Origin of the sequence: Rhizobium aureum (assembly GCF_030182495.1) — a bacterium.
GTDB classification, from domain to species: Bacteria; Pseudomonadota; Alphaproteobacteria; order Rhizobiales; family Rhizobiaceae; genus Rhizobium; species Rhizobium tropici_C.
This window is the reverse complement of sequence record NZ_JAQJCI010000005.1, coordinates 81,508-105,150: the sequence shown is the minus strand read 5'-3', so window position 1 is coordinate 105,150 and position 23,643 is coordinate 81,508. Positions and strand designations below refer to the sequence as shown.

General features: G+C 59.6%; 23 protein-coding genes. 8 read left to right on the top strand and 15 right to left on the bottom strand.

The genetic code is table 11. From position 1 onward, the window contains the following. Positions 1 to 62: 62 nt before the first annotated feature. From PH552_RS14600 to PH552_RS14555, 10 genes are all read right to left on the bottom strand, one after another. Entirely contained in the window at positions 63 to 416 is a 354-nt protein-coding gene (locus PH552_RS14600) for a DUF6867 family protein (RefSeq protein ID WP_112340450.1), read from the bottom strand. A gap of 24 nt (positions 417 to 440) precedes the next feature. After that, positions 441 to 1,169, bottom strand: a complete 729-nt coding sequence (locus PH552_RS14595; protein ID WP_112340451.1) for an ABC transporter ATP-binding protein — start codon at positions 1,167 to 1,169, stop codon at positions 441 to 443. Next, positions 1,169 to 2,041, bottom strand: a complete 873-nt coding sequence (locus PH552_RS14590; protein ID WP_112340452.1) for an ABC transporter ATP-binding protein — start codon at positions 2,039 to 2,041, stop codon at positions 1,169 to 1,171. The genes PH552_RS14595 and PH552_RS14590 overlap by 1 nt, the downstream gene beginning before the upstream one ends. Further along, positions 2,041 to 3,465 (bottom strand): high-affinity branched-chain amino acid ABC transporter permease LivM, encoded by a 1,425-nt coding sequence (livM, locus tag PH552_RS14585; protein WP_112340453.1) that lies wholly within the window; start codon positions 3,463 to 3,465, stop codon positions 2,041 to 2,043. The genes PH552_RS14590 and livM overlap by 1 nt, the downstream gene beginning before the upstream one ends. Before the next feature lie 4 nt (positions 3,466 to 3,469). Further along, positions 3,470 to 4,372: a branched-chain amino acid ABC transporter permease gene (locus PH552_RS14580; protein ID WP_112340454.1), complete on the bottom strand. Its 903-nt coding sequence runs from the start codon at positions 4,370 to 4,372 to the stop codon at positions 3,470 to 3,472. 309 nt (positions 4,373 to 4,681) lie between these two features. Beyond that, complete coding sequence (locus PH552_RS14575) at positions 4,682 to 7,108, bottom strand: GcvT family protein (protein ID WP_285166080.1); 2,427 nt, start codon at positions 7,106 to 7,108, stop codon at positions 4,682 to 4,684. A gap of 217 nt (positions 7,109 to 7,325) precedes the next feature. Continuing rightward, positions 7,326 to 7,880, bottom strand: a complete 555-nt coding sequence (locus PH552_RS14570) for a sarcosine oxidase subunit gamma (RefSeq protein ID WP_113250539.1) — start codon at positions 7,878 to 7,880, stop codon at positions 7,326 to 7,328. 7 nt (positions 7,881 to 7,887) lie between these two features. Next, positions 7,888 to 10,845 carry a sarcosine oxidase subunit alpha family protein gene (locus PH552_RS14565; RefSeq protein ID WP_112340457.1) on the bottom strand — a complete coding sequence of 986 codons (2,958 nt, stop codon included), beginning with the start codon at positions 10,843 to 10,845 and terminating at the stop codon, positions 7,888 to 7,890. Then, positions 10,842 to 11,117 carry a sarcosine oxidase subunit delta gene (locus PH552_RS14560; RefSeq protein ID WP_112340458.1) on the bottom strand — a complete coding sequence of 92 codons (276 nt, stop codon included), beginning with the start codon at positions 11,115 to 11,117 and terminating at the stop codon, positions 10,842 to 10,844. The genes PH552_RS14565 and PH552_RS14560 overlap by 4 nt, the downstream gene beginning before the upstream one ends. A gap of 13 nt (positions 11,118 to 11,130) precedes the next feature. Next, positions 11,131 to 12,384 carry a sarcosine oxidase subunit beta family protein gene (locus tag PH552_RS14555; protein ID WP_112340567.1) on the bottom strand — a complete coding sequence of 418 codons (1,254 nt, stop codon included), beginning with the start codon at positions 12,382 to 12,384 and terminating at the stop codon, positions 11,131 to 11,133. A gap of 327 nt (positions 12,385 to 12,711) precedes the next feature. Here PH552_RS14555 and cysQ point away from each other — a divergent pair, with 327 nt between their 5' ends. The 3 genes from cysQ (at position 12,712) to PH552_RS14540 (ending at position 14,602) form a co-directional block, all read left to right on the top strand. Next, entirely contained in the window at positions 12,712 to 13,506 is a 795-nt protein-coding gene (gene cysQ / locus PH552_RS14550) for a 3'(2'),5'-bisphosphate nucleotidase CysQ (RefSeq protein ID WP_112340459.1), read from the top strand. A gap of 301 nt (positions 13,507 to 13,807) precedes the next feature. Beyond that, positions 13,808 to 14,083: a CtrA inhibitor SciP gene (gene sciP / locus PH552_RS14545; RefSeq protein WP_004107124.1), complete on the top strand. Its 276-nt coding sequence runs from the start codon at positions 13,808 to 13,810 to the stop codon at positions 14,081 to 14,083. A 237-nt stretch (positions 14,084 to 14,320) separates the two neighbouring features. Then, positions 14,321 to 14,602, top strand: coding sequence for a GNAT family N-acetyltransferase (locus PH552_RS14540; protein WP_112340460.1), 282 nt, complete (start codon positions 14,321 to 14,323; stop codon positions 14,600 to 14,602). A 233-nt stretch (positions 14,603 to 14,835) separates the two neighbouring features. Here the strand turns inward: PH552_RS14540 and PH552_RS14535 are convergent, their stop codons facing one another. Continuing rightward, entirely contained in the window at positions 14,836 to 15,192 is a 357-nt protein-coding gene (locus PH552_RS14535; protein WP_112340461.1) for a flagellar export protein FliJ, read from the bottom strand. Between the two features lie 441 nt (positions 15,193 to 15,633). On the opposite strand from PH552_RS14535, the gene ctrA reads away from it, so the two are divergent. Continuing rightward, positions 15,634 to 16,335: a response regulator transcription factor CtrA gene (gene ctrA / locus PH552_RS14530; RefSeq protein ID WP_069611718.1), complete on the top strand. Its 702-nt coding sequence runs from the start codon at positions 15,634 to 15,636 to the stop codon at positions 16,333 to 16,335. A gap of 135 nt (positions 16,336 to 16,470) precedes the next feature. Here ctrA and PH552_RS14525 read toward each other — a convergent pair whose 3' ends face one another. Next, complete coding sequence (locus PH552_RS14525) at positions 16,471 to 16,833, bottom strand: response regulator (protein ID WP_183762904.1); 363 nt, start codon at positions 16,831 to 16,833, stop codon at positions 16,471 to 16,473. Positions 16,834 to 17,036: 203 nt separating this feature from the next. Further along, the gene (gene chpT / locus PH552_RS14520) at positions 17,037 to 17,684 is read right to left on the bottom strand and encodes a histidine phosphotransferase ChpT (protein ID WP_112340463.1); all 648 of its coding nucleotides are present in this window, start codon (positions 17,682 to 17,684) and stop codon (positions 17,037 to 17,039) included. A 304-nt stretch (positions 17,685 to 17,988) separates the two neighbouring features. Here chpT and PH552_RS14515 point away from each other — a divergent pair, with 304 nt between their 5' ends. Together PH552_RS14515 and PH552_RS14510 are read left to right on the top strand one after the other, a co-directional pair. Then, positions 17,989 to 18,600 (top strand): DUF1134 domain-containing protein, encoded by a 612-nt coding sequence (locus tag PH552_RS14515; protein ID WP_112340568.1) that lies wholly within the window; start codon positions 17,989 to 17,991, stop codon positions 18,598 to 18,600. 184 nt (positions 18,601 to 18,784) lie between these two features. Then, positions 18,785 to 19,993: a coiled-coil domain-containing protein gene (locus PH552_RS14510; protein WP_183762901.1), complete on the top strand. Its 1,209-nt coding sequence runs from the start codon at positions 18,785 to 18,787 to the stop codon at positions 19,991 to 19,993. Positions 19,994 to 20,002: 9 nt separating this feature from the next. Here the strand turns inward: PH552_RS14510 and PH552_RS14505 are convergent, their stop codons facing one another. Together PH552_RS14505 and PH552_RS14500 are read right to left on the bottom strand one after the other, a co-directional pair. Next, positions 20,003 to 20,833 (bottom strand): TrmH family RNA methyltransferase, encoded by an 831-nt coding sequence (locus PH552_RS14505; protein ID WP_183762898.1) that lies wholly within the window; start codon positions 20,831 to 20,833, stop codon positions 20,003 to 20,005. 10 nt (positions 20,834 to 20,843) lie between these two features. Next, the gene (locus tag PH552_RS14500; protein WP_112340466.1) at positions 20,844 to 21,221 is read right to left on the bottom strand and encodes a hypothetical protein; all 378 of its coding nucleotides are present in this window, start codon (positions 21,219 to 21,221) and stop codon (positions 20,844 to 20,846) included. 49 nt (positions 21,222 to 21,270) lie between these two features. Between PH552_RS14500 and PH552_RS14495 the strand changes: the two genes are divergently transcribed. Together PH552_RS14495 and rpoH are read left to right on the top strand one after the other, a co-directional pair. Beyond that, positions 21,271 to 22,296, top strand: coding sequence for an RluA family pseudouridine synthase (locus tag PH552_RS14495; RefSeq protein WP_183762896.1), 1,026 nt, complete (start codon positions 21,271 to 21,273; stop codon positions 22,294 to 22,296). A gap of 370 nt (positions 22,297 to 22,666) precedes the next feature. Then, positions 22,667 to 23,575 (top strand): RNA polymerase sigma factor RpoH, encoded by a 909-nt coding sequence (rpoH, locus tag PH552_RS14490; protein ID WP_112340468.1) that lies wholly within the window; start codon positions 22,667 to 22,669, stop codon positions 23,573 to 23,575. The last annotated feature ends 68 nt before the right edge of the window (positions 23,576 to 23,643 follow it).

The following is a 23,643-nucleotide window of genomic DNA, read 5'->3' as shown; positions in this document are numbered from 1 at the left end:
GTTTTTATGAGGCAGGATGACGCAACTTCTACATACAGACTGTGCCTAGTTTCGGCACGCTGTCAATTCTTCTTCTTCCAGGAAAAGGCCGAGGTCTTTTCATAGAGCCAGTAATAGTTATTCACCATCTGATCGGTACGCCGATACCGGTATCCCGCCGTCGCAAAGACGAGCAGAAGAACGATGTCGATGATGTAGATGGTGGGATCGAACACCGGCCCTTCGAATAGCGAATGGTGCAGAAACTGCAGGCCAAGGCCGATCAGAAAGCTGTAGATGACGACAAGAGGATAGGTTTCCCAGTTGGAGGCGACAGCGCGGCCTGCGCGCCATGCGGTCCAGAAGCCGAGAATGACGATAACCGCGCGGATGACCATGCGGCCGCCGGTATCGCTGTCGAAGAGAAGTCCCTGCATGTCAAATTCTCCGAGGAACGAAACTCAATGATGTCCGCCTTCGAGATAGGCGGCGCGCACTTCCGGATTGGCGAGCAGTTCCTTGCCCGAACCGCTCATCGTCACACGGCCGTTGACCATCACATAAGCGCGGTCGGATAGCTTGAGCGCCGCAAAGGCATTCTGCTCGACAAGAAAAACCGTCAGCCCCTGGGTCCGGTTCAAGACCTTGATAGCCTCGAAGATGCCCTTGACGATCAAAGGCGCAAGACCGAGCGACGGCTCGTCCAGCAACAGCAGCTTGGGACGCGCCATCAGCGCGCGGCCGATCGACAGCATCTGCTGCTCGCCGCCCGAGAGCGTACCGCCGCGCTGCGACTGGCGCTCCTTGAGGCGCGGAAACAGCGTGAAGATCTTCTCGACGTCCTCGTTGAAATGCTTGAGCTTGTCGAGGCTCGCGCCCATCTGCAGGTTTTCATAGACCGTCATGCGCGGAAAGATGCGCCGGCCTTCAGGCGACTGGGCGATGCGAAGCCGCGCGATCTCGTGCGTCGGCATGTGGGTGATATCGCGGCCGTCGAAGGTGACCGATCCGGTTCGGGCCTGCGGGCTGCCGCAGATCGTCATCATCAGCGTCGATTTGCCGGCACCGTTGGCACCGATCAGACTGACGATCTCACCGCTGTTGACTTCGATATCGACACCGGCAAGCGCGCGGATATTGCCGTAGTAGGTTTCGACACCCGCGACCTTCAGAAGTGGTTGCCCCGCCATCAATTTTCACCCTCTTGGAGGTGTTCGACTTCGGCAATCACCTCTTCCACTTCCTCATCCTCGACACCCAGATAGGCAGCGATCACCCTCGGATCGTTCTTGACCTCATCCGGCGTACCGTCGGCGATCTTCTGTCCGTATTCGAGCACGATGACATGGTCGGAGATTTCCATGACCACAGACATGTCGTGTTCGATCAGCAGGATCGACGTGCCGGTATCCTTGCGGATGCTGCGCAGGAATTCATTCAGAACCAGGGATTCGCGAGGGTTGAGACCGGCCGCCGGCTCGTCGAGGCAGAGCAGCTCGGGGCCTGTGCACATGGCGCGGGCAATTTCCAGACGGCGCTGAGCACCGTAGGAGAGATCACCAGCGGGATCGTCGGCGCGGTCTATGAGATCGGCTTTCTCAAGCCAGAAGCGCGCGAGCTCGATCGCATTCTTCGCTTCGCTGCGATACCGGCCGATCCCGAGAAGACCGAGGATCGTGTAACCGGAGGCGCGCATCAGCTTGTTGTGCTGCGCCACCAGCAGGTTCTCGAGCACTGTCAGGCCCGAGAACAGGCGGATATTCTGGAAAGTGCGCGCCACCTTGGCCTCGCGCGTGATCCGAAAATCCGGAAGCCGTTCCAGGAGATATTCCTTGCCGGTTTTTTGATGCAGGCTGATCATGCCCATCGTCGGCTTGTAGAAGCCGGTGATGCAGTTGAACACCGTGGTCTTGCCGGCGCCGTTAGGGCCGATCAGTGCCGTGATGTCGCCGCGCTTCGCCTCGAAGGAGAAGTCGTTGATCGCCATCAGGCCGCCGAACTTCATCGACAGGTGATCGACCTTCAGCAGGATGTCGTCGGGGGTTGCGGTCACAGCGTTCATCAGCCGTGGCCCTCCTTGGTGAAGCTGCCGGAGATCGCTTTTCGCTCCTTGAGGAAAGCGGTCGGCTCACGCGTGCCGACAAAGCCGCGCGGCTTGAAGATCATCACGACCACCATGGCAAGGCCAAAGATCAGCATGCGGTAGAGTTCCGGTGTGAAGTCCGGGCCGAAGCCGGGAATGATCGTCGTATCGCCGAAGACCAGCCCGGTCTTTAGGAAGCTCATGTTGCGCAGCAATTCGGTGCCGCCAACCATGGCGATCGCAGCAATCGCGATGCCCTTCAGCGATCCCATGCCGCCGAGAACGACGATGGCGAGGATCACGGCGGATTCGAGAAAGACGAAGGATTCCGGCGAGACGAAGCCCTGACGCGCGGCGAAGAAGGAGCCGGCAAAACCGCCGAACATCGCGCCGGTTGCGAAAGCCGTGAGCTTCGTCGTCACCGTATTGATGCCGAGCGAGCGGCAGGCGATTTCATCTTCGCGTAGCGCTTCCCACGCACGTCCGATCGGCATGCGGCGCAGCCTGATGGTGACATAAGCGGTCAGCATGCAGAGCAACAGGATGACGTAGAACAGGAAGATCTTGTACCAGGCCGACGAGATCGGCAGGCCAAAGCTACGGACGAAGTTGTGCGGATCCTTCATATCGAAGGTGTAGAAGCCAAAGAACGATGCCTTGGTGATGTTGGAGATGCCGAAGCTTCCCTGCGTCACGTCGGTCCAGTTGGTCAGCACGATGCGGATGATTTCGCCGAAGGCCAGCGTGACGATCGCCAGATAGTCACCTCGCAGACGCAGGACCGGAAAGCCCAGGATCATACCCCAAAGCGCTGCAAGAAGGCCCGATATCGGCAGAAGCAGCCAGAAGGACAGACCGAAATGCATCGACAACAGCGCGTAGGAATAGGCACCGACCGCGTAGAAGGCGACATAACCGAGGTCGAGCAAGCCGGCGAGGCCGACAACGATATTCAGGCCCCAGGCGAGCATAACATAGATGAGGATCTGAATGCCGAAATTGTCGACATAGGTCAGCGATCCCTGCGGGCCTAAGATCGCCACCGCCGCCAACGGATAGATGAGCAGGAGGACGAGCGCGATCTTATTGAAATGCCTGGTGGCGAAGCTGGGTTCGCCCTCCACCTCAACGACCTTGGCCTTGGCGGCCTTTCGCGCGGCCAGATAAGGCTGAACGAAGACCGTCATGATAAAGCGACCGACGGCAGCGATTGCAACGATGATCGCCAGAAGGCCCCAGCGCTGCACGATGATCAGCTTGTTGTCCATGTTCTGTTCGGTCTTGAGACCGATGTAGAGAACGAACATGCCGAAAGCGATCAGCGCGGTCCAGAAGGCGTCCGTAATCCCTTTCTGGACAAGGCCGGGTGCGGTCTTGCCTGCAACGAAGTTTGAATGTGCCATGGCGTTATACCTTTTCGACTTCCGGCCGGCCGAGAATACCCGTCGGCTTGAAGATCAGCACGTAGGCCAGGATGCCGTATGTTGCGACGTCCTTGTACGCGATAGCGAAATTGCCCGACCAGAACGACTCGATAAGACCGATCATCAACCCGCCGAGGACTGCGCCCGGCAGCGAGCCAATGCCGCCGAGAACCGCGGCGGTGAAGGCCTTGACGCCCGGCACGAAGCCGTCCGAAAAGTTGGCGACGCCATAATACATCAGATACATCGTGCCGGCGACGGCAGCCAATGCCGCACCCATGATGAAGGTCACGGAGATGGTGCGGTCGACATTGATGCCGAGCAGAGCCGCCATCTTGCGATCCTGCTCGGTGGCGCGCTGGGCGCGGCCAAGCGCCGTCTTGTTGACCAGATACCAGAAGGCGGCAAGCAGCACGACCGTGATGATGTAGATGACGATCTGCTTCAGCGACACCGAGACGCCGCCGAAATTATAGACATCGCCCACAAGCGTCGGGATCGGCTTGTTGCGCGGACCCTGAGCGACCTGGATGAAGTTCGACAGCACGATCGACATGCCGATTGCCGTGATCAGCGGCGCAAGGCGGAAAGAACCGCGCAGCGGACGATAAGCTACACGCTCGATCACCCAGTTCCACAGGCTCGTCATCAGCATCGCGACGATGAGCATGACGAGCAGCATGATCGCCACCGGCAGGCCGGCGAAGAGCGAAACGAGGACCAGATAGGCGATGAGAGCGGCAAAGCCGCCAAGCATGAAAACATCACCGTGGGCAAAATTGATCATGCCGATGATGCCGTAAACCATGGTGTAGCCAATGGCGATCAGGCCGTAGATCGACCCGAGAGTCAGCCCGTTTAAGAGCTGCTGGATAAAATAATCCATATATCATTTCCCCTGGATGCGGCGTCAGCCCACCGCATCTCTTATTGCTTTTTTAGGTTCCTTCGCGAAGGCCCGTGGCCGCGATTCCATACTGTTTTCGAAGGAAATGTGAAGCCAAAAAGGCAAGAAATTGACAAATTCTTTTCAAATCGCTGTGGGCTGACGCGAATCCGACCAAAAATGACACAAAAGCGGCAGCTCGTGGCTCAAAAACAGCCAAAACGACCGAACTTCGAATCTTCGCTGAAAAGCTTTTATCAGCGACAGACCCTATCTCGGGCCTGCCGTCCTTGCGCTCGACGATATCTGTCAGGCGCGCATGCGTGCGCCATCGGCATCGAACAGAGGTTCAGCCTGCAAGCTCGCCGGCAGAAGCTCGCCGAGCAATTCAATTGACCACCCCTGCGCCTCGTCGGCGATGTCCTTCGGCACATAGCCGACGGCAACCGAAAGCCCGGAGGCGTGGGCGTAGCCGCCCGACGTAACCCAGCCGCAGACGGCGCCATTGTGATAGATCGGCTCGTCGCCGATGACATCGGCGTCCTTTGCCGAGAGAATGAAGCTACGCAGCCGCAGCACCCCGCCTTCCGCTTTCTCCTTGGATGCAGCCGCCTTGCCAATGAAATCGGCCTCCTTGGACAAGGCCACGAAGCGGTTCAGTCCCGCTTCCAGCGGCCCGTAAAGCGGACGATATTCACGCGCCCAGCTGCCATAGGATTTGTCGAGACGAAGCGCGTTCAATGCCCTCAGACCAAAGAGCCGGATGCCGAATTCGGCCCCCTCCTCCATCAGGAGGTCGAAGATGTAGCGCTGATATTCCGGTTTCATCCAGATCTCATAACCGAGATCGCCGGTGTAGGAGACCCGGCCGACGATCGCCGGCGCCATGCCGAGATCCATGCGGCGGATCGACATGAAGGGAAACTCTGCGGTGGAGAGGTCCTGATGGGTCAGCTTCTGCATGAGCTTGCGGGCATTCGGACCGGCGACCGACAGGCCAAGCAGCGAAAGGCCGAGAGCCTGCAATTCGACCGAGCCATCCTTCGGCAGCAGGCTTTCGAACCAACGCATATGATAGGCCTCGGCAATGCCGGAGCCGATGAGAAGGAAATCCCCCTCGCCCAGTTTCGCCAGGGTGAAATCGCCGATCAGCTTGCCGTCATGCTTCAGCATCGGAGCCAGCGTCATGCGGCCGATGGCGGGAATGCGGCAGGTGAGCAGCGTATCGAGGAAGGCTTCCGCGCCCGGCCCCTTGACCGAATATTTGGCAAAGCCCGAAGTTTCCATCAGGCCAACGCTCTCGCGCACGGCCTTCGCTTCGGCGCCGACGACATCGAAGTCGTTGGAACGGCGCCATGAGAATTGGTCGACCTCACCCTTCGGCGCGAACCACAGCGCCTGCTCGAGACCGTAATAAGCGCCGAAGACGCCGCCGGCCTGCTGCAGTATGTCGTAGATCGGCGTCGTCAGCAGCGGACGCGCCGCCGGCAGCTCCTCGTTGGGATAGCGGATCGAGAAGCGACGGGCATAATTCTCGCGTACCTTGGCATTCGTATAGGCGAGCGTCGCGTAGTCGCCATAGCGGGAAACATCCATGGCGAAGACATCGAAGCCCGGATCGCCGTAGATCATCCAGTTGGCGAGCGCGAGACCCACACCGCCGCCCTGGCTGAAGCCGGCCATGACGGCACAGGCCGACCAATAGTTCCTCAAGCCGCGCACCGGCCCGACGAGCGGATTACCATCGGGCGAGAAGGTGAAGGGTCCGTTGATGATCCGCTTGATGCCGGCATTGTTGAAGGCCGGGAAATGGCGGAAGCCGACTTCCAGTTCCGGGGTGATGCGCTCGATATCCTCGGCCAGCAACTCGTGGCCGAAATCCCACGGCGTCGTCACCGGCGACCATGGACGGCAGGCCTTTTCATAGGTGCCCATCAGCATGCCCTGCCGCTCCTGGCGCAGATAGATCTCGCCGTCGAAGTCGACACAATGCATCAGCTCCTTGCCCGTCGTCTTGTTGAAGTCGATGACCTCGGGCATGTCCTCGGTGATGAGATACATATGCTCCGTGGCGAGCACCGGCAGCTCCAGCCCCACCATGCGGCCGACTTCGCGCGCCCAGAGACCGGCGGCATTGACGACATGCTCGGCGATGATCTCGCCCTGGTTGGTGATGACGCGCCAGGAGCCATCCTCGCGCTGCACCAGCTCCTCCACCTTGGTATGGAGATAGATTTCAGCGCCGTTCTTCTTGGCCGAACGGGCATAGGCATGAGTTGTGCCATAGGGATCGAGGTGGCCTTCGACGGGATCGTAAAGCGCGCCGACGAACTGATCGGGATCAAGGAGCGGCATCATGTCGTGCGCTTCCTTCGGCGTCAGCAGCGTCGCCTCCAAACCGTTGTAGCGGCCCTTGGCGAGAATGGATTTCAGCCAGTCGAAGCGCTGCGGCGTGGCCGCCAGCATCAGGCCGGACGTCAGATGCAACCCGATATCCTGGCCCGAATATTCCTCGATCTCCTTATAGAGTTCGACCGTATATTTCTGCAGCTTGGCGACGTTCGGATCGCCATTGATCGTATGCATGCCGCCGGCGGCATGCCAAGTCGAGCCGGATGTCAGTTCGGAGCGTTCGAGCAGCACCACATCCGTCCAGCCGAATTTCGTCAGGTGGTAGAGCACCGAACATCCGACGACACCGCCACCGATGACGACGACCTTGGCATGGCTTTTCATTGGGAATCCCCTGTTTTCGGCACGAAGCCGCCGGGTGTCTTCCCGCGCGACCGACCGTATTTGAGAGGAAACCTAGAGGCTATCCGGAAGGCCAAATAGCCCGAACTGCGAAACCGATATGTCTGTTTGCGCCATCGCAATTGTTCGGATCGCGCCATCTGCTATCGGCAACGGAATCCGGCTGCAAGCCATTCCATGTCCGGCGACATAAGGTTTTTCAATCGGCGAAACCGGCCGTCAGCGCGAACTCCCGCCCCATTTCCATGATCTCTTCGAAGACGCTGCCGGCATAGGAGCGCGGCACGATGATTTCGAAGCGATCGAGGCCGGTGCGCGCGACATTGGCGCCGACATGGCAGCACAGCATGCTCGCTGACTGTCCCTCGGCAAAGACCTGCGGATGCAGATCGACAGCCACGCATTTGGCAAGGATTCGGCGAACGCTGGGACCGGAAATGCGCAGCAGCACACGGCCATCGCTCTGCTCGAAGAAGGAAAGCCGGGCCGGATCGAGCTTGAAGAGATCCCGCGCCACACTATCGGCGCCAAGCGCCTCCGACACGACAAGCCATTCCCTCGGTCCGACGTTGCGAACAGATACGTCCTTGATCGCCTTCAAGCTCGCCAAGACATCATCCTGATCCCCGGCCTTGCCAAGCACCGAGAAGATCACCGGACGACGCAGCACAGCGAGATGATTCGGATTTGCGGCCGCCTCGAAGCCCGAAATATGATCTTCCAGCACGTGCCTGTTCTGAAACGCGACGCTCATCAATCCATCACCCCAAAAGTTTCTTGTTGTCGGGATCGACAAAGACCGGACTGCAGATTTCCGCCCCCACTTCCTCGCCGCGCAATCCGTCCCAGACGATCACATGCTCGCCAATCCGCTCCCGGCCCGACTTCAGGAAAGCGAGCGCGATGGAATGACCGAGCGTCGGCGAGAAACAGGCCGAGGAGACATGACCCTGATCGTTCACGGTCGATGGCCGTGCGCCTTCCTTCAAAAGATGCGCGCCGGCGTGAATTTCCTTCGTGGTATCGAGAGGCTTCAGGCCCACGAGTTGCCCGCGATCGGCGGCCGTCAGACCAAAGCGGGTCGAGAGCCTCTTGCCGATGAAATCCGGCTTCTGCGCCGCCATCATCCGTCCGAGCCCGACATCGTCAGGTGTGGTGCGGCCATCCAGTTCATTATGGGTGACATGACCCTTCTCGATACGCAGCACGTTGAGGGCTTCGACGCCATAGGGGCAGATGCCATGCACCTTGCCGGCCTCCATGATGGCATCGGCAACCGCCTCGCCGTAGCCGGCCGGCACCGCCAGTTCATAGGCGAGCTCACCCGAGAAGGAAATGCGGAACAGGCGCGCCCTGAGCCCACCCTTCAGCATGATTTCGGCTGCCGCAAGGAAGGGGAAGAACGCGTCGGAAATATCGTCTTCCACGATCTGCTCCAGCACCAGCCGCGCCTTCGGGCCGGCAATCGCCATCTGCGCCCATTGATCGGACGAGGACACGAAGCAAACGTCGAGCTGCGGCCAAAGCGTTTGAGCGCAGAATTCCATATGCGTCATCACCTCACCGGCCATCGCCGTCGTGGTCGTCATGAAAAAGTGGTCGGGCGTCAGCCGACTCGTCGTGCCATCATCGAAGACCATACCGTCTTCGCGCAGCATCAAACCATAGCGCGCCTTGCCGATCGGCAGCTTGAGGAAGGCGTTGGAGTAGAGCCGGTTGAGGAACTCCGCCGCATCCTTGCCGAAGATCTCGATCTTGCCGAGCGTCGACACATCGCAAAGCCCGACATTGTTACGGACATTCAGCACCTCGCGGTCGACGCTGTCGCGCCAGCCCTTCTCGCCCGGCCGGGCAAACCAGGACGAGCGATACCAGAGACCAGCCTCGACGAAGGCCGCGCCATTCTTCTTCGCCCAGCCATGCAGCGGCGATTCCCTGATCGGCTGCGCATGCTTGTCGCGCGCGGTTCCCGCCAGTGCGCCAAAGGATACCGGCGTATAGAACGGCCGGAATGTCGTGGTGCCGACGGCGGCCGGGCTGACACCGCGCATGCCGGCGATGATGCCGGCGGCGTTGACATTGCCGAGCTTGCCCTGGTCCGTTGCCATGCCGCTGGTCGTATAACGCTTGGCATGCTCCACATGACCGAAGCCTTCACGCAAAGCGAGGCCCAGATCCTTGCTGTGGACGTCATTCTGGAAGTCGACGAATGCCTTGTCCTTGGCACCCGGCACATGCCAGATCGCGGCGAAGGATGGATCATACTCACCCTCCACTTCGGGCAAGTCAGCCGCATAAGCCGTGCGGCCCAGGTTTTCGACAATCTTCCGTGCCTTGTCCGCGCCGTCGGCAAGACAGCCGGAAACGCTCTCGATACCCGCAGCCGAACCGGCAATCTCCAGCTCTCCAGAAACGATTGGCGCCATGAAGGCCTGCTTCTCGTCCGACCAGACCGGCTTGGCGCCGCGCTGGCACGCAAGATGGATGATCGGCGACCAACCGCCCGACATTGCCAGTGCATCGCAGGCGATCAGCTCATCCAGCCCACCGCGATCGGCGATGACGCCGCTGATGCGATATTTGCCTTTGGTCGCGTGGACGCTTGCCGTATGAACCACGCGCACGCCCTGAGGAGCAGCATCCGCCGATGCGGCACGCGTGTCGAGGATTGCCGAAATCTCGACGCCTGCAGCGGCGAGATCGGCCGCAGTTCGGTAGCCGGAACCGCCATTGGTGAAAACCGCCACCTTCTGCCCGGCAACGACGCCATAACGGTTGAGGTAGCTGCGCATGGCGCCGGCCATCATCACGCCCGGGCGATCATTACCGCCGAACACCAGCGGCCGTTCTTCCGCACCCGAGGCGAGGATGGCGCGCTTGGCGGCGATGCGCCAGAGCCGCTCGATCGGCAGGTCGGGCGATGGCATCGCTACATGCTTCTGTACCTTCTCGACCGCGCCGAAGACATTGCCGTCATACCAGCCGAACACGGTGGTCCGCGGCATCAAGGTCACGTTATCGAAGCTCTGCAGCTCCTCAAGCGTTGCCTGCACGAACACGTCAGCAGAAGCGCCGCCGATCGTCAGCTTTTCCGACAATAGCGAGCCGCCGAGCCGAAAGCCTTCGTCGGCCAATACCACGCGCAAGCCCGCGCGGGCAGCGGTCAGAGCCGCCATGAGCCCCGCCGGACCGGAGCCGATCACAAGCAGGTCGCAATGCGCCCAGGCCTTCTCGTAACGGTCCGGATCGGCCTGCATGACCGCCTTGCCGAGGCCGGCAGCGCGACGGATCAGCGGCTCATAGACCTTTTCCCATAAGGCGGCCGGCCACATGAAGGTCTTGTAGTAGAAGCCGGCGCCGAGGAAGGGCGAGAACAAGCCATTGATCGCGCCAAAATCATACTTCAGCGACGGCCAGCGGTTCTGGCTCACTGCACTCATGCCCTGATAGAGCTCAGCGACGGTCGCGCGCGTATTCGGCTCGGTGCGGCCATCCTTGCCGATGGTGACGAGCGCATTCGGCTCGGCCGAGCCTGCGGTCAGAACACCACGCGGCCGATGGTATTTGAAGCTGCGCCCGACCAGCATCTGATCGTTGGCAAGCAAGGCGGCGGCGAGTGTATCGCCTTCCAGACCCTTCATTTCCTTGCCGTCGAATTGGAAGGAAAGCGGGCGGCTCCGATTGACGAGCCCGCCTGTCGACAGTCGATAGGCCGTCATCGTGCCGCCTCCCTCGCCTTGTCCTCGGCATCGGTAACGGAAAAGACCTCGTGCGTGACATTGCTGCGCTCGACGACCAGCCAGCGGCGACATCCCGCGCTATGATGCCAGTACTCTTGAATCCGGCCGCGCTCGTTGTCGCGGACAAAGACATAGCGGTTCCAGTCTTCATCCGGTGCAGTCGGCGCCGGGCGAACGACGGATGCGCCGCGAATGGAGAATTCTTCCTTGGGTCGCACGCCGCAATGCGGGCAGATGATCAAGCTTGCCATTGGTATTGTGCCCTCAATGCAGGTTCGGCTGCGGACCCTTGCCGCCTTCGTCGATCGCAAAGCCGCGCTCGAAACGGTCGAGGCGCAGAAGGCGGCTGACATCGTGGCTCTCGCCCTTGGCGATCAGATGCGCGAAGCAAAAGCCCGAGGCGGGCGTCGCTTTGAAGCCGCCATAGTTCCAGCCGCAATTCAGATAAAGATTTTCGATGGGCGTGCGATCGATGATCGGCGAACCGTCCATGCTCATGTCCATGACGCCGCCCCAGGTGCGCAGCACGCGGACGCGCGACAGGCCGGGGATAAGCGCCACCCCCTCCTCCATGGTATGCTCGACGGTCGCAAGATTGCCGCGCTGCGCATAGGAGCTGTAGTAGTCGATATCGGCGCCGAAGACCAAGCCGCCCTTGTCGGACTGGGATATATAGAAGTGTCCTGCGCCATAGGTGATGACATTGTCGATAACAGGCTTCAGCCCCTCGGAAACGAAGGCTTGCAGCACATGCGTTTCGATCGGCAATTCCAGATCGGCCATATTGCCGAGGATCGATGTATGGCCGGCGGCCGCGAGCGCCAGCTTGTTGCAGCCGATGAAGCCACGGTTCGTTTCCACCCCTGTCACTGCACCACCCTCGTCGCGGCGGATGCCGATTACTTCGCATTGCTGGATGAGATCGACGCCGCGGCTGTCGGCGCCACGCGCATAACCCCAGGCGACCGCATCGTGCCGCGCCGTGCCGCCGCGCCGCTGCAGGAGGCCACCAAGAATCGGAAAGCGGGCATGATCGAAGTTCAGATAGGGCATCATCCGGCGGACCTGCTCGCGATTGAGCAATTCGGCATCGACGCCGTGCATGCGCATGGCATTGCCGCGCCGGGCATAGGCATCGCGCTGGCCATCGGAATGGAACAGATTGACGATGCCGCGCTGGGACACCATGGCATTATAGTTGAAATCCTGCTCAAGCCCTTCCCAGAGCTTCATCGAGAACTCGTAGAAAGGCTCGTTACCGGGCAGCAGATAGTTGGAGCGGATGATCGTCGTGTTACGCCCGACATTGCCGGAACCGATATAGCTCTTTTCCAGCACTGCGACATTGGTAATGCCGAATTCCTTGGCGAGATAATAGGCCGTCGCCAAGCCATGTCCGCCACCGCCAACGATGATCACGTCATAATGTGGTTTCGGCTCCGGCGTCCGCCACAGCGGCTGCCAATGGCGATTGCCTGAAAACGCCTGTTTTAGAAGCTGATAAGCCGAATAACGCATGCATTCATCCCGATCACGACCCGGCCGCACATTCGCACATGCAATAAAAACGACAAGTCCCGAAAGGACGAAAAAGCTTCGCAAACAGAACAAGATCTTTTCCGAATGCGCAGTGACGGGCACGGTCTGCTCTCGGAAGAATACATTGCCAAGCTGCCGAAAAGCCCGCCCACTCGGAAAGCCACACGGGGCGCTGTTGCTAAACCTTTGCTTACACGTTAAGGCGAAGGAAGGGGCATCGGAAGTCTAAACTTCGCAATCGCAACTTCTTATATATAATGTCCGGAGAGTTCAGGCGCGGACTGTGCGCGGAAGACGAAGAAGCAGATGCTTGCAACATTCGAAAAGGCGGCGCTCGAGGCAGGAAAGGCCATTCTGGAGGTCTATCGTGCCGGCTATTCCGTTGCCTTGAAGCAGGACTTGAGCCCCGTCACGCTGGCGGACGAACGCGCCGAAAACATCATTCTCCGGCACCTCGAACGCGATTTTCCCCATATCCCCGCCATTGCCGAGGAGCAGGTTGCCGCCGGCAAGATTCCGGACGTACGCGGCCGCGCCTTCTTTCTGGTCGACCCGCTCGATGGCACCCGGGAATTCATCGAGCATCGTGACGAGTTCACCGTCAACATCGCCTATATCGAGGATGGTATTCCCCTCATCGGCATCGTCTATGCCCCGGCACTTGGTGTCGCCTTTACCGGTGAACCCGGCAGAGCCCGCAAGCTGATCGTCGACGAGCAATTTTCCGTTGCCGACCGCCTGACCATCGCCGTGCGCGAACCACCCGCCAAACTGACCGCGCTAGCCAGCCGCTGCAACAGCAATGCGAAAACCGAAGGCTTTTTGACGGACAATGCGGTTTCCGGCTGCACATCGATCGGTTCGTCGCTGAAATTCTGCCTGCTCGCCGAGGGTAAGGCCGATGTCTATCCACGTTTCGGCCGGACCATGGAATGGGATACGGCAGCCGGCGATGCCGTGTTGAGGGCGGCGGGCGGCATGACGGTAACCGTCGAAGGCGGCCTTCTGACATACGGCAAGACCGATCAGAGTGAGGATTGCGACTTCGCCAATCCGCACTTCATCTGCTGGGGTGGACAGAAGCAAGGCGTGTCGGCGTAAGTTTATTTTTGCAAGTAAAAACAATTCTTGCACCTGCTCCCGAGCCGCAGAGCAGCAAATCAGCTACCGAAATTTCGGCCCTAAAGCGTAAGTTTTCACTGACGAAAAATCATAGAGTGAATACGATTCACCCTGAAATAACAGGGACTTTCAGGTGTTTTGCTCAGGCGAAACATACGCAAATCACCTCTCCGCCACATTGATTAAATTTATTAGCAAAGTCTTACCATGTGCTTAGGCAATTTTTAAATGTGGCAAGATAGAGTGCCTCTCGTGGTCTTGAGTGTGTGTAGAGAGTCCAATGACCGAAATGATACGTCCCCGAGTGAAGTATGTCATCGGCCCCGATGGCAGCCCGCTGACGATAGCAGACCTTCCGCCGCCGAATACGCGCCGCTGGGTCATTCGTCGTAAGGCAGAGGTTGTCGCCGCCGTGCGTGGTGGTCTGCTCAGCTTGGAAGAAGCCTGCGAACGTTATACGTTGACCGTCGAAGAGTTCCTCTCCTGGCAGTCGTCCATCAATACCCATGGCCTTGCCGGCCTCCGGACGACCCGCATACAGCAGTATCGCCACTGACAGCAGCGACAGCACCACCTTAATTTGCTTTTGTGTTCGGGCCTCTTTCCAGCAAAGAGGCCCGAATTATTTGTCGCACTGCTCTCTGAGAATGTAGCGCGCTTGGCAGCAAAGGGCTTGGCTCGGCGTTTTTCGACACCAATTTAAACGGAGACGATCCGTTAACAATCTCGATGGTTGGCATACGTCGGAGCACATGCAATCCTCGTCATCTGCAACGCGTTAAGGGAAAAAATCATGGATATCCGCAACGAAAACAATGCATCCGGCGGGCGGTATGTCGCGACCGTCGAAGGCCACGAGGCAGAAATGACGTTTTCCCGCACCTCCCCCAAGCTGATCATCATCGACCATACCGGTGTGCCGGATGCCCTGCGCGGCAAGGGTGTCGGCCAGGCTCTGGCCCTTCACGCCGTCGAGGAAGCACGCCGCGGCGGCTGGAAGATCATTCCGCTCTGCCCCTTCTTCAAGGCGCAGTCGCAACGCCATGATGACTGGCGCGACGTCGTCAATCTCTAAGCGCGGCGGCAGCAGGAACCGTGCGCACACTCACGTAATGCTTCATGCGCATATTAATCCGTCCAGATAGACGGATTACTTTTCAAAATGCAAAAGCTGCGCATGGCCGGCCCCGTCACGGCCAGTCATGCGCAGCTTTCATGCGCCCTTCGTAAATCGCCCGCATTGCGAAGATTACCCTCATATCGGGATGAAGCTAAACCCGATCCCGAAAGGGGCGCGAACTTGCGTTGTCAGGCGCGTGCCCGCGCCGAACCCAAACCATCACGCTCCTCGAGCGCGGCAGCCTTGGCATATTCCGCCTGCATTTCCTCGAGCGAACTTTCCAGCGTTTCTTCCTGAACCTGCAGCTCACGGATCGACACCTGCAGATTGTCCGCGCGCTGGCGGGCCGCCTTGGCAAAAGTCGGGTAAGCAAAGTGGTTAGGATCGGAAATGCCGGACTTCTTCTCTTCCAGCACGATCTGGCTTTCCAGTTCCTTCGTCATGCGGTCAAATTCCGCCATCATCATCTGCAGTTGCTGCAGTTGACGGCGTTTTTCGTTCACCTGAAACTCTTTCAGGCGAACAAGGCTCTCACGTGACTTCATACGCATTACTCCCGTGATGCGAGACCCCGGCTCTCGATATTCCCGCCCGCCGAACCGCTTTGAGACGGCTTGGTTAAAAAAATTTCCAGCGATCTTAATAAAAGCCTACCGCTGGTAACCTTTCGTTTACGGGCATCGTTAATGATAGGCGCAATGATTTAAGGCTCGGTAAATGTTGCGGTCGGATTTCGACATGTTGTCATTGATGAGTCGGATGAATCACTTGGCGTGAGTTCTTAATGCGATACTTTAGGAGAAGGTTTTACTGATTGTCGTTGGAAAACAGTGCAATGGAAAAATTATTTAATAAATTCGATACGACTTGCCAGAGTGAATCAGAATTTGTTAACCATTGCATGGCAGCTTCCAAATCAACCAGTGATTTGATCGGTATCGCGTAAGGGGGCTGACGACCTTTCGGCGGCGGTAAAGGGGACAATTATGCGGGTTCTACTCATTGAAGACGACAGCGCGACAGCGCAGAGCATCGAATTGATGCTCAAATCCGAAAGTTTCAACGTCTATACCACCGATCTCGGTGAGGAAGGCGTCGATCTCGGAAAGCTTTACGACTACGACATCATTCTTCTCGATCTCAACCTTCCTGACATGTCCGGCTACGAAGTGCTGCGCACCCTGCGCCTTTCGAAGGTCAAGACGCCGATCCTGATCCTCTCCGGCATGGCCGGCATCGAGGACAAGGTTCGCGGACTCGGCTTCGGCGCCGACGACTACATGACCAAGCCCTTCCACAAGGACGAGCTGGTCGCCCGCATTCACGCCATCGTCCGCCGTTCCAAGGGCCATGCCCAGTCGGTGATCATGACCGGCGAGCTCATCGTCAACCTCGACGCCAAGACCGTCGAAGTCGGCGGCCAGCGCGTGCATCTGACCGGCAAGGAATACCAGATGCTGGAGCTGCTCTCGCTGCGCAAGGGCACGACACTCACCAAGGAAATGTTCCTCAACCATCTCTATGGCGGCATGGACGAGCCGGAACTGAAGATCATCGACGTCTTCATCTGCAAGCTCCGCAAGAAGCTGGCCAACGCCGCCGGCGGCGCCAACTATATCGAAACCGTTTGGGGCCGCGGCTATGTGCTGCGCGAGCCCGACAGCAGCGATTTCGCCGAAAGCGCCTGAGCCAAACCTGCCTTTACCGCCGATACACGGAAATCCCGCCTCCTCAGGCGGGATTTTTTTTGGCGCTGCAATGGAGCGCAAAAGAACAGCCGCCTCGAAGGACGGCTATCGCTGCTTGATATGCCTCGTTAAAATTTACGCGGCCGCGGCACGATTGCCGAAGATGGCCGTCAGGATCTTGCGATCGAATGGTTTCAGCAGAAAATCGGTGGCGCCCGCGCGCTTTCCGGCCATCAGCTTGCGAAGGTCAGCCTCGATGACGCAGTAGTAGATCTTCACGTCCTTGCCATTGGGCATTGCCCGGATGCTGGCGATGAGCTCGAGCGCCCCTTCCATGCCGGCATCCACGATCAGATAATCAGGCATTTCGGCTTGGCAGCGCATCAGCGCCTCACGTGCATCGCCGGCTTCGCTCACGAGAAAATCCAGCTCGGACAGGATTCGTTTGCCGACCTTCCGTACGACATCCGATGTATCCGTTATCATGAACCGCTGCATCTATGAGCTCCCTGGCATCAGCCGCCATCATCCAATGCCGGCTTCAAATTGAAACGATAGGAGCAGCAAGCTAAGGATTCGTTACCGCTACATGATCAATTGAGCGGACAACCCCAAGATTGCACAGAATTTTCAATGCACGAAAAAATAAACCCGCCGCCGATGCTCGACCGCGGGTGAAAGACACCGGTGAACCGATCCGTTTATTGTGCTGCCATGGACGCCACGAAGGTCAATTCCTCCGGCGTCGCATTGTAGGAAAGCTCCATGCCGCTCTCTTCGGCAAGAAGAACCGTGTAGTAAGGCTGGATCGAATGTGCATCGATCGCCTCCTCCAGGGTACCCGAGCAGATTTCGGCAAATTTCGGTGGCACGCGCATCAGCCGCCCCTTCACGGTGATCGTGAACTTGGCGTCGAATTCCGGATTTTCGAGCGTCACGTCAATATTGCCACCGCGCGGAATGGCGCCATAGGCAACGAGGAAGAGATTGAGCAGCAGCTTGACGCGATTCTTGGCGATGATGGCGCGCGGGCCGATCCAGTTGACCTCGGTCTTCTTCTCGGCAGCGGCGAAATCCTTGGCCGCCCGCTCCGCTTCGCCCGTGTCGATCGAGGCCCCGACCGAGCCCGAAGCGCCGAAGGCAAGGCGCGCGAATTTCAGGCGGACGGAAGCGTTGAGCGCGCTTGTGCGGATCAGATCCATGGCATCGGCGTCAGCACCACCCTCGTCGAGCAGCTCCAGGCCATTGTTGATCGCCCCGACCGGAGAGATCACATCATGGCAGACGCGGCTGCATAGCAGTGCGGCCAGATCCGGTCCGGTCAAAGTGAGATTCGGGTTCTTCGACATTCATTGTCTCCTGAATGCTGGCAAGGCAAAATGCAGTCGAGTCCACGTTGCCACGGTAAGGTTGCCCGAGGGTTGTCGCAGCCAGTGTACCGCGCGCCATAATGACACCATATTTGGTAAACCGATTGTTAAGACCATCGACGCAAAATGCACTCATCACCATCAGACTTTTTCGCACGCGAATCGGCCTGCGATAGATGGGCGGAATGGTCTGAATATGGGGGCGTGCCATGCGTGGCGCATTCAGCCGAATGCGTTGCTTATTCGTCCCCGTTGCACCGACCATGATGAACGGATGACTTTCATGCGCTATGAACTCCTCAAGAGAATGCCAAGCCCCGGCACCAGGACGCTCGGCCTCGGCCTGATCCTGGCCATTGTCGCATTCGTGAGCTTCGCCTTGCCGGTCCGCCAGGCTTCTGCCGCGCCCACCAATCAGTATTCGGCGCAGGAAATCGTCGATGCCGGCCATTCTTTCTTCGGTTCCACCAGCGGCGGCCTCGCCAAGGTGGTCGAGCGGGCCTTCCAGCAATATGGCTTGCCGAATGGCTATATTCTCGGCCAGGAGGGTTCTGGGGCGTTCCTCGCCGGCCTGACCTACGGCGAGGGCCAGCTCAACACCAAGAACGCCGGCGAGCATCCGCTCTACTGGCAGGGTCCGTCGCTCGGTTTCGATTATGGCGGCCAGGGCACCCGGGTCATGATGCTGGTCTACGACCTGCCGAGCATTGACAGCGTCTATACGCGCTTTGGCGGCGTCAGCGGCCAGGCTTTCGTGGTTGCCGGCTTCGGCATGACCGTGCTGAAGAACAACAACATCGTCCTCGTGCCGATCCGCACTGGCCTTGGCGCCCGCCTTGGCGTCAACCTCGGCTATCTGAAGGTTACGTCCAGCCCGACCTGGAATCCTTTCTGATCCCGGGCCTCATATGGTCTCCCAGGCGCCCAGCCTTGGCCCGCGCAAATCGCGGGCCTTTTCTTTCCGTAAATTCGTCCTCGTGCCGATAAACCATATCCGCGTTAAACGCTTGCCCGCATGGCTAACCCATGATTAATCATTTTATCGAGATCGAACATAACTCCAGGATACTGGCCGCGTCGTGATTCAATTTGCTCTCTTGTTCGGATTGGGCTTTCTGACGGCCGCTCTTCTGGTCTTTCTCACCGCGCCGGCAATCCATAGCCGCATCGTCTGGTTCACCGAAAAGCGCCTGAAGGCGACCATGCCGCTGAGCCCTCAGGAAGTGCGCGCGCAGAAGGATATGGCGCGCGCCCTCTTTGCGGCCGAAAACGCCAGAACCGAACACGCCCTGAGCCAGGAGCGCGACAAGACCGTTGCCCTGCAGATCCATAATGGCAAGCTTCAGCAGGAAGCGAGCCGCCTCTCCGCCGGAAACGCGGAGCTGCAGACACGCATCGACGATCTGGAAGCGGAAGCGGGTGAACTGCGCTCCCGCCTGAGGCAAGAGGAGAGCTATATCAGCCAGCTCAAATCGGGCATCCATGCTGCCGAGCAGGCCAGTGCCGAAAAAGAAGCCGATATCGACGGGTTGCGCAAGCGGATGACGAAGATGGCCGCCGACACGGACAATCTCAAGATCGATCTCGCAACGCGCGAAACCGAAATCGAAAGCCTGAAGCTGCGCATCAATACATTGCGGGACGAGCGTGATACGCTGCGCCAGGAGCTGAGCGCGGCAAACCTGCGCGCTGCGGATGCCGCACAGGCGCTGCGGCAGGAAAGCGACAAGAACAAGCGGCTCGAGGAGCGCCTCAATCGCGAGATCGCCGGCAGCGCCGACAAGGAAACCGCGATCGAGCGGCAGGCTCAGGATGTCATCCGACTGAGGGAGCGGCTCGAAACCGCCGTCAGGGAATCCAAGGAGGCCGGCAAGGCGTTGCGCGCCGCCGGTCTAACGCCACCGAAAAAGCCGGCAAGAACGCCGAAACTTTCAGCCGCCGCGGTGATCGCGACCGCCGATGATCAGGCAAAATCTGCAGAACCGCCGCAAATGGCAGAACCGGAACGGACAGTGGAAGACGAGATCGCCGAAATGACGGAAGAGGTCCGCAACCGGGCTACGGCTCTTTCGGACCGTTTGGCAAAGACCCGCTCGCCCGCGCATGACGACGCCATGCGCGAGGAGATCGCGAAGATCGCTGCCAATATGGTGGCGCTGACGGCGCTGAAGGAGGGCGATAGCTCTCCGATCTTCGATCTCCTGCCGAAGGATAGAGAACCCGCCGAGCCGGGTGCGCGCCTCAGCCTTGCCGATCGCGTCGCGGCCATGCTGCCGAAGCATCCCTGACCGCCCCGTTCAGATGCGGCCGTGCTTCGCTGCCATCTCGTAAAGTGCGATGCCGCTGGCCGTCGCGACGTTGAGACTGTCCAGCCCCGGCGCCTGCGGAATGCGCACGCTGTCGAAGGCGGACAGGATACTCTCCGGCAAACCGTCCCCTTCCGTGCCGACGACAAGCGCCATGCGCTCCGAAGCCGTGACGTCGCGAATATCGACCGCCCCGCGCGGCGAGAGGCTCCAGATCGCAAAGCCATGCTCGGCCAGCGCCGCAAGCAGCTCCACGCTGCACGATTGCCGGCGGTAGGGCACGGTCAGGATCGAACCGACCGAAACCCGCAGCGCCTTGCGATAGAGCGGATCGCAGCAGCTCTCGTCGAGCAGTACCGCAGCCGCGCCGAAGGCTGCCGCATTGCGGAACATCGAACCCATATTGTCGTGATTGGAAATGCCGCAGCCGACGAGCACGAGCGCGTGCTTCGGGAGGCGATCGAGAAGGCCGCTCATCCCGTCTTCCACCGTTCTGCGTCCAATTGCCAGAACACCGCGATGGAGATGGAAACCGACAATGCCGTCGAGCACCTCGGCTTCGGCGACATAGATCGGGACATCCGACGGGAAGGTGTCGATGATGTCGCTTAGGCCGGCAACGCGGTTCTTGAGGAGCAGCACCTTTTCGGCGGTGAAATCGCCACCCGCCGAATGAGCGCTGGCAAGAAGCCGCAGCACGACAGTGCCTTCCGCAACAAAGCGGTTCTCGCGACCTGTCAGATCGCGCTCGCGGATATTGCGGAATTCGGCGATACGCGGATCGTCGGGATGCGTGATCTCGATGAGCCGCTCACTCGCCATCGTCAGGCCGTCAGTTGGACAGCGATACGGTCGCCACGATGCGACCGATACCGTAGTCGAAGACGATGGCTTGGCGCTGGCCGCCGGCAAGCGTGCCGTAGAACAGGATCTGGTTGCCCGACAGCGCCGTGGACTGCACCGTAAAGCCCGCCGGCAGCAGTGCCGTCACCGCAACCGGGGCATCGGACGGAATGCCGGACGCCGCCTGCCCTGCGGGCTTGGCCGCTGGCTTCATCGTCTTGTAGACAACCGCACCGAAGACAGCCATAAGGCTCACCACCATGACGGCCGCAGAGACGATCTGCAGGCGGATCATCTTGCGTCGGACTTTCTCCAGGGCCGGATCGAGGGGTTTTTCCTCTTGATCGTCTGGCTCGAGATTCGTCATCGATGCGTCCTTGCTTCCTGAAGAGCGCTTTGAGCGCCGGAGAATAGATTTGAGCGACCCCTTTAAAGAAGCCGCGGGCATTAGAAAAGTCCTAACCGTCGATGAAAATGCCGAAGGACGGCTGGATTCATGGCTGACGGCCGAGATCGGCGAGGAATTTTCCCGCAGCCGCGTGCAGGCGCTGATCAAGGACGGCGCCGTTACGCTCAACGGCGCGCCGGTGACCGACGCCAAGCGCAAGGTTCGCCTCGGCGACGTCTACGAGATCACCCTGCCCGAGCCGGAAGACCCGACGCCGCTGGGCGAGGATATTCCGCTGGACGTGCTCTACGAGGACGACGATGTCATTGTCATCTCCAAGCCCGCCGGGCTGGTCGTTCATCCCGCCGCCGGCAATTGGACCGGCACGCTGGTCAATGCACTGATCCATCATTGCGGCAGCAGCCTTTCCGGCATCGGGGGCGTTCGCCGTCCAGGGATCGTGCATCGGCTGGACAAGGATACGACTGGCGTGATGGTCGTCGCCAAAAACGATATCGCCCACCGGCATCTGTCGCTGCAATTTGCCGATCATGGCAGGACGACTTCGCTGGAGCGTGCCTATCAGGCCATCGTCTGGGGGCGCCCCCGCCAGCTTGTCGGCACCATCGATGCGCCCCTCGGCCGGTCGAGCAGCGACCGCACCCGCCGAGCCGTCAAGCGTCCGGATTCACAGGAGGCCGATGAGGCCATCACGCATTACGAGGTGCTGGAGCGCTTTCACGAGACGCCGGACTCGACTGCACTCGCCTCGCTGATCGATTGCCATCTGGAAACCGGCCGCACCCACCAGATCCGCGTGCACATGGCGCATATCGGTCACCCCCTGCTTGGCGACGCCGTCTACGGCGGTGGTTTCAAGACCAAGGCCAATCTTCTGCCGGAGACCGCAAAGCAGGTCGTCAACCGCTTCACCCGCCAGGCCCTGCATGCCTACATGCTGCAATTCGAGCATCCCCGTACCGGCGAGGTCATGCATTTCGAGGCGCCACTGCCTGGGGATATGGAAGAACTGGTTGAAGCTCTCAGGGGCTAGGAGTTCGTCTCCGGAGCGAGCGGCTGGACGTTCACGGCCTGCCGCCCTATAATGCCAGATATGGAGGACCGAAGTCCGAGCGCTTGTGTCTATCGAAAATGCGACCGCGTTTTCGAGGTCTATGTGACCGAGTTGCCTGTTGCCGGAGCATTCGGGAGGATAAACCCAAGGGCGAAGTCACGGCGGGACCGGCGGTCACGCTGCAATAACACTTGCGTGACCACATCCTTGAATCACCATTTCGCCGTACTTATCTTTACATTGGTTCAGTGCGGGGTCCTCGGACCCGTACGCCTTGGTCCGCTTCGAAGAAGGCGCGCAAAATACGCCCCCAGGAGGAACCAAATCTCGAATAGGAGGGTGCAAAATCATGGCCCGTAATACCTTACCGTCTATTGCTGCCGGAGAAGCCGGCCTCAATCGCTATCTCGATGAAATCCGCAAGTTCCCGATGCTGGAACCGCAGGAAGAGTACATGCTCGCCAAGCGCTATGCGGAACATGCCGACCGTCAGGCCGCGCATAAGCTCGTCACCAGCCATCTGCGCCTCGTGGCGAAGATCGCCATGGGCTATCGCGGCTATGGCTTGCCGATCGGCGAAGTCGTGTCGGAAGGCAATGTCGGCCTGATGCAGGCCGTGAAGAAGTTCGACCCGGAACGCGGCTTCCGCTTAGCCACCTACGCCATGTGGTGGATCAAGGCTTCGATCCAGGAATATATCCTGCGCTCCTGGTCGCTGGTGAAGATGGGCACGACGGCTAACCAGAAGCGCCTGTTCTTTAACCTGCGCCGGCTGAAGGGCCGTATCCAGGCTATCGACGATGGCGATCTGAAGCCGGAACACGTGGCCGAGATCGCCACCAAGCTGAACGTCTCGGAAGAGGAAGTCGTTTCGATGAACCGCCGCCTTTCCGGCGACGCTTCGTTGAACGCCCCGATCAAGGCTTCCGAGGGCGATTCCGGCCAGTGGCAGGATTGGCTCGTCGATGATCACGACAGCCAGGAAGACGTGCTGATCGAACAGGACGAGCTCGACACGCGCCGCCGCATGCTGGCGCGCGCCATGGGCGTGCTGAACGATCGCGAACGCCGCATCTTCGAGGCACGCCGCCTCGCCGATGAGCCGGTGACGTTGGAGGATCTCTCGTCTGAATTCGACATTAGCCGCGAACGTGTCCGCCAGATCGAAGTTCGTGCCTTCGAAAAGGTCCAGGAAGCCGTTCAGAAGGATGCGCTGGAACGCGCCAAGGCGCTTCGCGTCGTTGAAGCGACGGCCTGAAGCCTGTCTTCGGATAGATTTCTCTATAGGTGAAAATCAAAAGGCGGGCTGCGCAAGCCCGCCTTTTG